The 12,389-nt window shown below is 69.7% G+C and carries 11 protein-coding genes; 6 read left to right on the top strand and 5 right to left on the bottom strand.

The genetic code is table 11. The annotated features are described in order from the left end of the window. Positions 1–4: 4 nt before the first annotated feature. Both BST28_RS18135 and BST28_RS18130 read right to left on the bottom strand, forming a co-directional pair. Positions 5–961, bottom strand: coding sequence for an electron transfer flavoprotein subunit alpha/FixB family protein (locus tag BST28_RS18135; RefSeq protein WP_065289064.1), 957 nt, complete (start codon positions 959–961; stop codon positions 5–7). 35 nt (positions 962–996) lie between these two features. Then, the gene (locus tag BST28_RS18130) at positions 997–1,788 is read right to left on the bottom strand and encodes an electron transfer flavoprotein subunit beta/FixA family protein (protein ID WP_019736406.1); all 792 of its coding nucleotides are present in this window, start codon (positions 1,786–1,788) and stop codon (positions 997–999) included. A gap of 197 nt (positions 1,789–1,985) precedes the next feature. Between BST28_RS18130 and BST28_RS18125 the strand changes: the two genes are divergently transcribed. From BST28_RS18125 to BST28_RS18105, 5 genes are all read left to right on the top strand, one after another. Further along, positions 1,986–2,768: a class I SAM-dependent methyltransferase gene (locus BST28_RS18125; RefSeq protein WP_019736407.1), complete on the top strand. Its 783-nt coding sequence runs from the start codon at positions 1,986–1,988 to the stop codon at positions 2,766–2,768. Beyond that, entirely contained in the window at positions 2,765–4,294 is a 1,530-nt protein-coding gene (locus BST28_RS18120; RefSeq protein ID WP_019736408.1) for a 1,4-alpha-glucan branching protein domain-containing protein, read from the top strand. Before BST28_RS18125 ends, BST28_RS18120 begins: the two co-directional genes overlap by 4 nt. A gap of 100 nt (positions 4,295–4,394) precedes the next feature. Further along, the gene (locus BST28_RS18115) at positions 4,395–5,639 is read left to right on the top strand and encodes a glycosyltransferase family 4 protein (protein WP_019736409.1); all 1,245 of its coding nucleotides are present in this window, start codon (positions 4,395–4,397) and stop codon (positions 5,637–5,639) included. An 8-nt stretch (positions 5,640–5,647) separates the two neighbouring features. After that, on the top strand, positions 5,648–7,699 hold the full coding sequence (locus tag BST28_RS18110; RefSeq protein WP_083082184.1) for an MMPL family transporter: 2,052 nt from the start codon (positions 5,648–5,650) through the stop codon (positions 7,697–7,699). Next, complete coding sequence (locus BST28_RS18105; RefSeq protein ID WP_019736411.1) at positions 7,696–8,850, top strand: NDMA-dependent alcohol dehydrogenase; 1,155 nt, start codon at positions 7,696–7,698, stop codon at positions 8,848–8,850. Before BST28_RS18110 ends, BST28_RS18105 begins: the two co-directional genes overlap by 4 nt. On the opposite strand, the gene BST28_RS18100 is transcribed toward BST28_RS18105, so the two are convergent. Both BST28_RS18100 and BST28_RS18095 read right to left on the bottom strand, forming a co-directional pair. Further along, positions 8,840–10,621: a flavin-containing monooxygenase gene (locus BST28_RS18100; RefSeq protein WP_065289062.1), complete on the bottom strand. Its 1,782-nt coding sequence runs from the start codon at positions 10,619–10,621 to the stop codon at positions 8,840–8,842. The two genes, BST28_RS18105 and BST28_RS18100, sit on opposite strands and share 11 nt — an antisense overlap. A 69-nt stretch (positions 10,622–10,690) precedes the next feature. Next, on the bottom strand, positions 10,691–11,299 hold the full coding sequence (locus tag BST28_RS18095; protein ID WP_019736413.1) for a TetR/AcrR family transcriptional regulator: 609 nt from the start codon (positions 11,297–11,299) through the stop codon (positions 10,691–10,693). A 93-nt stretch (positions 11,300–11,392) separates the two neighbouring features. Between BST28_RS18095 and BST28_RS18090 the strand changes: the two genes are divergently transcribed. After that, a complete protein-coding gene (locus tag BST28_RS18090) occupies positions 11,393–11,965 on the top strand; it encodes a TetR/AcrR family transcriptional regulator (RefSeq protein ID WP_085990227.1) in 573 nt (190 codons plus the stop codon). Here BST28_RS18090 and BST28_RS18085 read toward each other — a convergent pair. Further along, a complete protein-coding gene (locus BST28_RS18085) occupies positions 11,962–12,285 on the bottom strand; it encodes a TfoX/Sxy family protein (RefSeq protein WP_019736415.1) in 324 nt (107 codons plus the stop codon). The genes BST28_RS18090 and BST28_RS18085 overlap by 4 nt on opposite strands. Positions 12,286–12,389: the final 104 nt, after the last annotated feature.

Genomic DNA, 12,389 nt, shown 5'->3' with positions numbered 1-12,389 from the left:
GAAATTAACCCTTGCGGGCCTTGACCGCCTCGGTCAGCTGCGGGGCGACCTTGAACAGGTCCCCGACAATGCCGTAATCGGCGATCTCGAAGATCGGCGCTTCCTCGTCCTTGTTGACCACCACGATGGTCTTGGACGTCTGCATGCCGGCCCGGTGCTGGATCGCGCCGGAGATGCCCAACGCGATGTAGAGCTGCGGCGAGACCGTCTTGCCGGTCTGGCCGATCTGGAACTGGCCCGGGTAGTAGCCCGAGTCCACCGCGGCACGCGAGGCGCCCACGGCCGCACCGAGCGAGTCGGCCAGCTCCTCGACCACCGAGAAACTCTCGGCGCTGCCGACGCCGCGGCCGCCGGCCACCACGATGGGGGCCTCGGTGAGCTCCGGACGGTCACCGGCCACCGCAGGCTCACGCGAGGTGATCTTGGTGGCGTTCTCGGCGGCTGCGGGCACCTCCACGGTGACCTGCTCGCCGGCACCGGCGCTCGGGGCCGGCTCGACGGCGCCCGCCCGCACGGTGATCACCGGGGTCTCGCCGGTGGGCTCGGCGTCGACGGTGTAGGCACCACCGAAGATGGAGTGCACCACCTTGGCGCCTTCTTTGACCTCGACCACGTCGACCAGCAGACCGGATCCGATCCGGGCTGCCAGCCGGCCGGCGACCTCCTTGCCGTCGGCGTTGGCGGCGATCAGCACCGCTGCCGGGGTCGCCGATTCGGTCAGCGCGGCCAGGACGTCGACGGTCGGGGTGACCAGGTAGTTCTCCACCACGTCGGACTCGGCGACGTAGATCTTCGCGGCGCCGGCCTCCTTCAGCCCGTCGACCAGCGGGGCGGCGGTGCCCGGGGCACCGACGACGACCGCGGACGGCTCGCCGAGCACACGCGCGGCGGTGATCAATTCGGAGGTGACCTTCTTCAGGGCTCCTTCGGCGTGCTCGACGAGCACCAGTACTTCAGCCATGTTTGTCTTCGTCTCTCTCTAAGTCCGGGGATCGCCTAGATGATCTTCTGAGCTACCAGGTACTCGGCGATCTTGGTGCCGCCGTCGCCTTCGTCGGTCACCTTCTCGCCGGCGGTCTTCGGCGGCTTCGGCGTCGAAGCGGTCACCTTGGACCCGGCGTTGGCGACCCCGACCTCATCGGCCTCGACCCCGATCTCGGCCAGGGTGAGCACGGTGACTTCCTTCTTCTTGGCGGCCATGATGCCCTTGAAGGACGGGAAGCGCGGTTCGTTGATCTTCTCGTTGACGCTCACCACCGCCGGCAGCGAGGCCTCCAGGGTGAACACGCCGTCGTCGGTCTCGCGCTCGCCGGTGACCTTGCCGCCCTCGACGGTCAGCTTGCGCAGGTGGGTCAACTGCGGCAGGCCCAGGTACTCCGCGATGATGGCCGGAACCGCGCCGCCGACACCGTCGGTGGACTCGTTGCCGGCGATGACCAGCTCGGTCCCCTCGATGGCACCCAGCGCCCGGGCCAGCGCCCAAGCGGTCTGCACCACGTCGGAGCCCTTCATGCCGTCGTCGAGGAGGTGCACGGCCTTGTCGGCGCCCATCGACAGCGCCTTGCGGATGGCCTCGGTGGCCCGCTCGGGACCGGCGGTCAGCACGGTGACGGTGCCCTCCGCGCCTTCGCGCTCACGGATCAGCAGCGCCTCTTCGACGGCGCGCTCGTTGATCTCGTCGAGCACGGCGTCGGCGGCGTCGCGATCCAGCGTGAAGTCATCGTCGCTGAGCTTGCGCTCCGACCAGGTGTCTGGGACCTGTTTGATCAGGACCACGATGTTCGTCATGAGTGTGGTTCGTCCTCCTCGAAGGGGTCCTGCAGCGGCCGGCCACAAGACTTGGGTCACGATTCACGCAGCCGCACAAACATATTACTCATCGGTAACTTAGTGCGGTTCGCCTGTACAGAGTAGCGGGTCGTGATAGAGCCACCACGGGGTAGCCGGTTCGTAGACGGCGCCGTTAGCGTTAGCCTGCCTGTGCAATGAAATCTACTGAGGGTCCCGACTCCCCCGCCGACACCACCCTGATGCTGACGGGCGAGCGCACCATTCCCGGGCTCGACGTCGAGAACTACTGGTTCCGCCGTCACGAGGTGGTCTACCGCCACCTCGCCCCGCGCTGCGCCGGCCGCGACGTACTAGAGGCCGGCTTCGGCGAGGGCTACGGCGCCGACCTCATCGCCGAGGTGGCGCGTCGGGTGATCGGTGTGGACTACGACGACGCCGCGGTGGCGCACGTGCGGGCCCGTTACCCCCGGGTGGAGGCGGTGCAGGGCAACCTGGCCGACCTGCCGCTGCCCGACGCCGCCGTGGACGTCGTGGTCAACTTTCAGGTCATCGAGCACCTGTGGGACCAGGCTCAGTTCATCACCGAATGCGCCCGGGTGCTGCGCCCCGGTGGGCTGCTGATGATCTCGACGCCCAACCGGATCACCTTCTCCCCCGGCCGCGACACCCCGATCAACCCGTTCCACACCCGCGAGCTCAATGCCGCGGAGCTGACCGAGCTGCTGGTCGGCGGCGGGTTCGAAATGGACGCGATGCTCGGTGTCTTTCACGGGCCCACGCTGCGCGAGATGGACGCCCGGCACGCCGGCTCGATCATCGACGCCCAGATCGAACGCGCGGTCGCCGACGCGCCCTGGCCGGCCGAACTGCTGGCCGACGTCGCCGCCGTGACCAGTACAGATTTCGACATCCTCCACGCCACCGAACGCACCATCGACGACAGCTTGGACCTGGTGGCGATCGCGGTGCGGCCGTGAGCGAAAAGCCCTTGGTGCCGGGCCTGTTCACCCTGGTGCTGCACACCCACCTACCGTGGCTGGCCCACCACGGCCGCTGGCCCGTCGGTGAGGAGTGGCTCTACCAATCCTGGTCGGCGGCCTACCTGCCGCTGATGCGGGTGCTGCGGACGCTGGCCGCCGAGGGTCGGCGAAACCTGCTCACCCTCGGGGTGACGCCGGTGGTCGCCGCCCAGCTCGACGACCCGTACTGCCTGGACGGCATGCACCACTGGCTGGCGAATTGGCAGCTGCGCGCCACCGAGGCCACCACCCTGCCGGACCTGCGCGACTTCGGCCGGCATCAGTGCGCCGCAGCCGAGCAGGCCCTCGAGGACTTCGCGCTGTTGTGGCGGCACGGTGCCAGCCCGCTGCTGCGCGAGCTGGCGCAGGCCGGCACGGTCGAGCTGCTCGGCGGCCCGCTGGCCCACCCGTTCCAGCCCCTGCTGGCCCCCCGGCTGCGTGAGTTCGCGCTGCGTGAGGGCCTGGCCGATGCCCGGGCGCGGCTGGCCTACACCCCCACCGGGATCTGGGCGCCCGAATGCGCCTACGCTCCCGGCCTTGAGCACGGCTACGCCGCGGCCGGGGTGTCGCACTTCATGGTCGACGGGCCCTCGCTGCACGGCGACACCGCGCTGGGCCGCCCGGTCGGTGAGACCGACGTGATCGCGTTCGGCCGCGACCTGCAGGTCAGCTACCGGGTGTGGTCGCCGAAATCCGGGTACCCGGGACACGGCGCCTACCGCGACTTTCACACCCACGACCACCGCACCGGGCTGAAGCCGTCGCGGGTCACCGGCCGCAACGTCGACCCCGAGCTCAAGGCGCCCTACGACCCGCTGCGCGCCGACGCCGCGGTCGACGCCCACGTCGCCGATTTCGTCGAAGTGGTCCGAAACCGGCTCAGCAGCGAATCCGAGCGGATCGGCCGCCCCGCCCATGTGGTCGCCGCCTTCGACACCGAACTGTTCGGCCACTGGTGGTACGAGGGACCGCTGTGGCTGGCCCGGGTGTTGCGCGCACTGCCGGAGGCCGGGGTCCGCGTCGGCACCCTGTCGGACGCGATCAGCGCCGGGTTCGTCGGCGACGCGGTCGACCTGCCGCCCGGCTCCTGGGGTTCGGGCAAGGACTGGCAGGTGTGGTCCGGCGAACAGGTCGCCGACCTGGTGCAGTTGAACACCGAGGTGGTCGAGACCGCGCTGGGCGCCGTCGACAAGGCTCTGTCCCAGACGGCGGCGCCGTCGGGCCCGGCGCCGCGCGACCGGGTCGCCGACCAGATCCTGCGGGAGGCGCTGCTGACGGTGTCCAGCGACTGGCCGTTCATGGTGAGCAAGGACTCCGCCGCCGACTACGCCCGCTACCGGGCGCAGCTGCACGCGCACGCCACCCGGGAGATCGCGGACGCGCTGGCCTCGGGGCATCGCGACACGGCCGAACGGCTCGCCGAGGGATGGAATCGGGCCGACGGTCTGTTCGGCGCGCTGGATGCCCGTAGGCTGCCACGGTGACCCCCCGCCCGCGCGACTGTGCGTGTCACCGGCGCGACACGCCGCGATACGACCACTCGCGCGCAACCTCGCGCCGACCGCGCCGACAAGGAACAGCCGCGTGAAAATCCTGATGGTGTCGTGGGAGTACCCGCCGGTGGTGATCGGCGGGCTGGGCCGGCACGTCCACCACCTGTCCACCGCACTGGCCGCCGCCGGTCACGACGTCGTGGTGCTGGCCCGCCGGCCTTCGGGCACCGACCCCAGCACCCATCCCCTGTCGGACGAGATCAGCGAGGGCGTGCGGGTCGTCGCCGCGGCCCAGGATCCCCACGAGTTCTCCTTCGGCGAAGACATGATGGCCTGGACCCTGGCGATGGGTCACTCCATGGTGCGCGCCGGGCTGTCGTTGAAGACCGACGGCGGGCAGACCTTGTGGCGCCCCGACCTGGTGCACGCCCACGACTGGCTGGTGGCACACCCGGCGATCGCCCTGGCCGAATTCTATGATGTGCCTTTGGTTTCCACGATCCACGCTACTGAGGCCGGACGGCACTCCGGCTGGGTGTCGGGCCGGCTGAGCCGCCAGGTGCACGCGGTGGAATCGTGGCTCGTTCGCGAATCCGACTCCCTGATCACCTGTTCGGCCTCCATGCGCGACGAGATCACCGATCTGTTCGGCCCAGGGCTGGCCGAAACCACCGTGATCCGCAACGGCATCGATGCCGCACGTTGGCCGTTCGCCCGCCGCCGGCCCCGCACCGGCCCGCCGGAACTGCTGTTCGTCGGGCGGCTCGAATACGAGAAGGGCGTTCACGACGCCATCGCGGCGCTGCCGAGGATCCGGCGGGCCCACCCGGGAACCACGCTGACCGTCGCCGGTGACGGAACACAACAGGACTGGCTGATCGAGTGCGCCCGAAAGCACCGGGTGCTCAAGGCGACCCGGTTCGTGGGGCGGCTGGACCATGACGAACTCCTGGCACAGCTGCATTCCGCGGACGCCGCCGTGCTGCCCAGCCACTACGAGCCTTTCGGGCTGGCCGCGCTGGAGGCCGCTGCCGCCGGTACCCCGCTGGTGGCATCGAACGTCGGTGGCCTCGGGGAGGCCGTGATCGACGGTGATACCGGTATGTCGTGCCCGCCGCGCGACGTGCCGGCCCTGGCCGCGGCGGTGTGCGCGGTGCTCGACGATCCGGTCGCGGCCCAGCACCGCGCCGTGGCGGCCCGGGACCGGCTCAGCGCCGACTTCGACTGGCACACCGTCGCCGAGGAGACCGCGCAGGTGTATCTGGCCGCCAAACGACGCGAACGCGAACCGCAGCCGCGCCGACCGATCATCGAGCACGCGCTCCCGGACCGGTAACCCCGCGCGTGTGGGACCGTATCGCGGCAGTAGTCACGCACCGTCGTTCGTGGCTGATCGCACTTGCGGTCCTCGCCGCCGCCGCCGCGCTGATGGCGTTGGGCGGCCAGAACAGCGACGCCACCACATCCCCCGCGCTGCTGCCCGACTCCGCGGAGTCCGCCGCAGCCGCCGCAGCGCAGCGCGGGTTCCCGGGCGGTGATCAGGCGGCCGCGATCCTGGTCGTGACGCGCCACGACGGCGTGGCGTTGACCGAGGCCGACCTGGCGGCGGTCGGGCAAGCACGCGAGCGGATGCAGCAGGTTCCGCAGGCACTGCCCGGCGCGACGGCTCCGACAGCGGTCTCCGCCGACGGCAAGGCGGCGATCGCCACCGCGCAGTTGAGCACCGCCCTGTCCGGATTCGAGCTTCGCGACGCCGTTGCGGCGCTGCGGTCGGCGGTGACCGACGGGTTGCCCGGTCCGCTCACCGGCCACGTCACCGGCGGCCCCGCGTTCGGCGCCGATATCGCCGATGCCTTCTCCGGCGCCAACATCACCTTGCTGGTGGTGACCGCGCTGGTGGTGGCCCTGCTGCTGATCGTCACCTACCGTTCACCGGTGTTGTGGCTGCTACCGCTGCTGGTGGTCGCGTTCGCCGACCGGGTCGCCACCGTGGTCGGCAGCCTGGTCGCCGAGGCGGCCGGGGTCACCTTCGACGGCTCGACATCCGGGATCACCAGCGTGCTGGTGTTCGGCGCCGGAACCAATTACGCACTGCTGCTGATCTCCCGCTACCGCGAAGAGCTGCGCCGTCGCGGCGACCACCGCAGCGCACTGTATGCCGCCGTGCGTGCCGCCGGCGCGGCGATCGTGGCCAGCAACGCCACGGTGGTGCTGGCGCTGCTGACCCTGATCGCCGCGAGCATTCCCAGCACCCGCAGCCTGGGGATCTGCGCGGCCTGCGGTCTGGTGGTGGCGGCCGTGTTCGTGCTGCTCGTTCTCCCCCCACTGCTGGCGTTGTGCGGACGAAACATCTTCTGGCCGTTCATTCCCCGTGTCGGCGAGAATGCGACGGACACCGGCTGGCGCCGGATCGCCGATGCGGTCGGCCGCCGGCCGGTCCCGGTCTGCGTCATCACGGTGGTGCTGCTGGCGCTGTTGACCGCCGGGCTGTTCGGCACCCGGATCGGTCTTTCCCAAACCGAACAGTTCCGGGTCCGCGCCGACTCGGTGACCGGGTTCCAGACATTGGCCGAGCATTTCCCGGGCGGGGCCTCCGACCCGACGGTCGTCATCGGAGCCACTTCCCGCACGGCACAGCTGCGCGACGCCATCACGCGGGTCCCCGGGGTGAGCTCGGCGGTCCCCACCGGGCTGTCGCCGGCCGGCTCGACTCGGTGGTCGGTCGTCATCGACGCCGCACCGTCGACCGACAGGGCATTCGACACCGTCACGGCACTGCGGGAATCGGTCCACGCCGCCGATCCCGGGGCACTGGTGGGCGGCGCCGACGCCCAAGCACTCGACATCCGCGACGCCGCAGACCGCGACCGCCGGGTGTTGATCCCGGCGATCCTGGTGGTGGTCCTGCTGGTGCTCTACGCGCTACTGCGCGCCACGCTGGCCCCGCCGGTGCTGGTCGCCGCGACCGTACTCAGCGCGCTGGCCGCACTCGGGCTGGGTGGCTGGGCCAGCACCCACCTGTTCGGATTCCCCGCCCTGGACAACAGCACGCCGCTGTTCGCGTTCCTGTTCCTGGTCGCGCTGGGCGTCGACTACACCATCTTCCTGGTGACTCGTGGCCGTGAGGAGAGCGCCGAGCACGGCACCCGCGACGGGATGGTGGCCGCGGTCGCCGCCACCGGCGGTGTGATCACCAGCGCCGGAATCGTTCTGGCGGCGGTGTTCTGCGTGCTCGGCGTGCTGCCGCTGATCGTGCTGACCCAGTTGGGCATCATCGTGGGGATCGGGATCCTGCTGGACACCTTCGTGGTCCGCACCCTGGTCATTCCGGCGTTGTTCACCGTGATCGGCGACCGGATCTGGTGGCCGAGCAGACCTGCGGGTGTCCGCGAATGAGAAGCCGCGCCGCGATTCTGCGGCGCTACGGCGCCCCGTGGTCGGTCGAGGAATTCGAGCTCGATCCGCCGCGTGCCGGCGAGGTCCTGGTTCAGCTGGCGGCAGCGGGACTGTGTCATTCCGACGAACACATCCGCCGGGGGCACCTGGCCGCCCCGTCGCAGCAGGCGCCGACGGCCCCGACCATCGGAGGCCACGAGGGCTCCGGGGTGGTCGTCGAGGTCGGCGACGGGGTCACCGACCTGTCCCCCGGCGATCACGTGGTGACCTCGTTCGTCGCGGTATGCGGCCGATGCCGTTGGTGTGCTTCGGGAATGGAGTACATCTGTGACGTCGGCGCGGGAACGATGCTGCCCGGCATGCCCACCGACGGGACCTTTCGGCACCACGACCGCGACGGGCGGGATCTGGCGCACGTGTCGAAGATCGGGGCATTCGCCGAGCACACCGTCGTGGCAGCGGCTTCGCTGGTCAAGATAGAACCGCAGCTGCCGCTGCTGCCCGCCGCCCTGCTGGCCTGCGCGGCGCCCACCGGATACGGCTCGGCGGCCTATCGCGCCGGGGTGCGCGGCGGAGACACGGTCGTGGTCATCGGGGTGGGCGGTATCGGCGTGGCCGCCGTGCAGGGGGCCCGTATCAACGGGGCCGTCCGGATCATCGCGGTGGATCCCGTGGCGTTCAAACGAGAGTCGGCACTGGCGTTCGGCGCCACCCACACCGCGGCCACCGCGGGTGAGGCCTTCGCTCTGGTCGCCGATCTGACCCGTGGAGTGATGGCCGACGCCGTGGTGGTGTCCTCGGCGGTGATCGCCGACACCGATATCGAAGACGCGCTGCGGCTGACCCGCAAGGCGGGGACCTGCGTGCTGACCGGAATGTCGGCGCAGGGCACCCGAACGGGTCTGGATCCGCAGGATCTCGTGCTGATGAACAAGACCTTGTGCGGCACGGTCTTCGGGTCGTGCAATCCGCGGACCGACATCCCGCTGCTGGCCACATTGTATGCGGCGGGACGACTGCGGCTCGACGAGATGATCACCAAGCGTTACCGGCTCGACGACATCAACGACGCCTACGCCGATCTGGCTTCCGGCTCGTTGATCAGGGGCGTCATCGATTTCGGCCTCGATTCGGCGACCGCTATCGGGTGACGGCGAGCCCGTCAAGGGTCCCGGCACTTCGCCAGGAGCACAGGATGTCGGCGTATTCGGTTGGACTGCCGAAGAAGAAGCTGTCCTGGCGCAGCCGCGCGTTGGCATGGCCCTCGCGGTTGTAGTAGCCGGGGGTGCACGTCTCTCGCCGGCCGGCGATGAACTCGGAGCGCGACACCACGGTGTCGACCCAGCGTTGTTCGGCGTCCGCGGTGGCCTCCAGCGTGGTGATCCCCTGCTGCAGCGCGTGGGCGATCACCCAGGCCACGTGGCGGGACTGGGTGTCGATCAAATAGGGGAAGTTCACCGTGAACCCGGATTGGGCGATGCTCTCGATGAAACAGTTCGGGAAGCCATGGGTGTGCAGACCGTGGAAGGTGCGCACCCCGTCGGCCCACCTGTCGGTCAGGCTCACGCCGTCGCGGCCGACGACCTCGAATCCGGTGCGTCGGCAATAATCGGTGCCCACCTCGAAGCCGGTCGCGAAAACCAAGCAGTCAAGCCGGTATTCGGTACCGTCGACCACCGCCCCGCCGCGGGTGATCCGCTCGACGCCGCGCCCGCGGGTATCGACCAGGGTGACGTTGGCACGGTTGAAGGCCTGCAGGTACTCGTCGTGAAAGCAGGGCCGTTTGCAGAAGTAGCCGTACCAGGGTTTGAGGGCCTCGGCGGTGGCCGGATCGGTCACCAATTCCTCGACCCGGCTGCGGATCTCCTCCATCTTGGCGAAGTCGGCGAGCTCGGCGCGAACGGATTGGTCCAGGACGGCGCCGTCACCGCTGACGATCGGCAACTTCTTGGTGAGGCTGGTCCAGGCGTCATCGACCAGGTCCTCGTCGGCGTGACCGCCGGCGGTGAGGATCTGGAAGTTCTCCATGCGCCGCCGCTGCCAGCCTGGCTGCAGCTCCGCTGCCCACGTCGGGTCGGTGGACCGGTTACCCCGCACGTCCACCGTGGACGGTGTGCGCTGGAAGACGTACAGCTGCCCTGCCGCCTCGGCCAGCCGTGGCACGCACTGGATCGCCGTGGCGCCGGTACCGATGATCCCGACCTCCTTGTCGCCCAGCCACTCCAGCGCGGTGCCGGTGTAGTGGTAATCCCACCGACTGGTGTGAAACGCCCGGCCGGAGAATTCGTCGATCCCCGGGATGCCCGGCAGCTTCGGTTTCTGCAGGTATCCGTTGGCCATCGACACGAATCGGGCCCGGATCGCATCTCCCCGGCTCGTGGCGACCACCCAGCGTGATGCCGCGGGGTCCCAACGGATTTCGAGAACTTCGGTCTGCAGGCAGGCGTCCCGGTACAGGTCGTAGTGCTCGGCGATGCGCCGGCAGTGCTCGAAGATCTCCGGTCCTTTGGCGTATTTCTCGCTGGGCACGTAGCCGAGCTCTTCCAGCAGCGGCATGTAGACATAGGACTCCACGTCACAGGCGATGCCGGGATAGCGGTTCCAGTACCACGTACCGCCGACGTCGGCCGCCTTGTCGATCAGCCGGATGCTTCGCACGCCGAGCTCGCGCAGCCGGGCGCCGGTCAGCAGCCCGCCGAAGCCTGCACCCACGATCGCGACGTCGACCTCGTCGGACGTCGGCTCGCGGGTGAATCCCGGGTCAGCCCACGGATCGTCGGCGAACCGCGCGAACCGGCCCGCCACCTCGAGGTACTGGTCGATGCCGTCGGAACGTAGCCGACGCTGACGCTCCCGGGAATATCTGTCCCGCAACGCATCCGGGTCAAAGGCCACACCTTGGCCATCCTGGCCGTTCGCCACGATCGAGGCACCTCCGGATCACCGCCGGCCCAGCAACCCGCTCAGCATATAATCAATCAGTTGATCACATCAATGAGTCTGGAACAGGGTTCCCCGGATCAACCGCTTGGCGGCGGCCAGCGCTGCGTGATACTCCCCCGGCGTACCGGTGGCGGCCAGCTCGGTAAGGCCGTAGACCAGCGCGTAGGTGACCTCACCCGCGGATTTCCGAACCGATCCGCCATGACGGCGGGCATCTTCGACGATGCCGGTGATGATGTCGCGCAACGCCTCGAGCCCCACGCCGCCGGCCTCGCCCGGGTACACCCTGACCGCACTCTGGGCCCGGATCGCCCACTCGAATGCGGCGAGATCGGGATACTCGCGCATCAGGCGGCCGGACTCGTCGAGCACGGCCTCGATGCGGTCCACCGCCGATCCCGGGCGCTGGGCGGCACGCCGCAGTCGCGGCAGCGCGATCTCGGCACGCGCGGCGATCGCCGCCGCCACCAGCTCGGCCTTGTTGGGAAAGTAGTTGTAGAGGTTGGCACTGGTGACGCCCGCCGTGCGCGCGATCTGGCGGATCGTGGTGCGCGAGTAGCCCGATTCGGACACGCAGCGCATGGTGGCCGCGATGATTCGCTGACGGGTCTGTTCGCCAACTGCGCCGACCGGGCGGCCCAGCTGCGATGTCGTCATGTGCACATCCTCCCAGCGGCCCCGCCTCGCCGCGCGGCAACCCGGCGGGAGTGTTTGACCGGCCAGATCGCCGACGGCCATACTCGGGTGATCATGCCCCCGCGTTCGTCGCCCCGGGGTCGGCCGGCCGGGACGACCGCCGACGAGACCCGTCAGCGGATCATCACCGCAGCGATCCGGTGTGTCGCCGAGGTCGGCTGGCAAGGTGCGACGATCCGCGAGATCGCCGCCACCGCCGAGATGACCAGCGGTAGCCTGTACCACCATTTCCCGAACAAGGCCGACCTGCTTGCCGAAGCGGTCGCCGCCGCCCGCGAGATCGCGCTGCCCCGGCTGCGCGCCGCCGCCCAGCGCAGCGACAACGTGGTGGATCAGCTTGTCGGCGTGCTCGATGAAGCCGATCGATTGGCGCGCGATCATCCCGACCTGGCCGCGTTCGATCGCGCGACCGGTGCGGTGCCGCCGTTGCGTGCCGCCATCGGCGAGATCGTCGCCGAGGCGCGACACAGCGCAACGCTGGCGTCCGGTATCGGCACCGACGCCGCCGCGGATGCGGTTTACGCACTGACCCGCGGGTTGACCGAACAGGCAGCGCACCTGTCACCGCCCGCCTACCGCGCCACCCTGCGCAGCGCCGCAGAGCTCATCCGCGGCACGTTGTTCTAACCGCTTGTCGCGGAGTCGATTCCCACATCTATCCATTCGGCCAGCTGATGCCGGGAGCTCACGTGCTCGGCATCGACATGGACCCAGCCGCGCACGATCCGCTCTCCCATCTGCATGGGCCGGGCGGCGGTGGTCCTCACGATCTCCTCGGCGCGCGCGGCGCCGACGCGCACCAGCAACCCGCCTTGGGCACTGGCGGCGACCGCGATCTTCCCGGCGACCAGGAACGCCAGCCCACCGAACATCGCCCTTTCCAGCACCGGTGGGCCATCGGCGAAGATCTCCCGCACCCGGGAGGCCAGCTGCATGTCGTAGGCCACTATGGCCCCGAAGGGGCGTTCCGGTCGCGGATCGCCACCGCGAAGTGCTCGGGGGCATCGAGGGGCACGAAGTGCCCGGCGGCTGACGACGGCACTGCGCCGGC

Source organism: Mycolicibacter kumamotonensis (genome assembly GCF_002086285.1).
GTDB classification, from domain to species: domain Bacteria; phylum Actinomycetota; class Actinomycetes; order Mycobacteriales; family Mycobacteriaceae; genus Mycobacterium; species Mycobacterium kumamotonense.
The sequence above is the reverse complement of the archived record's forward strand: the minus strand, read 5'-3'. Positions and strand labels throughout refer to the sequence as shown.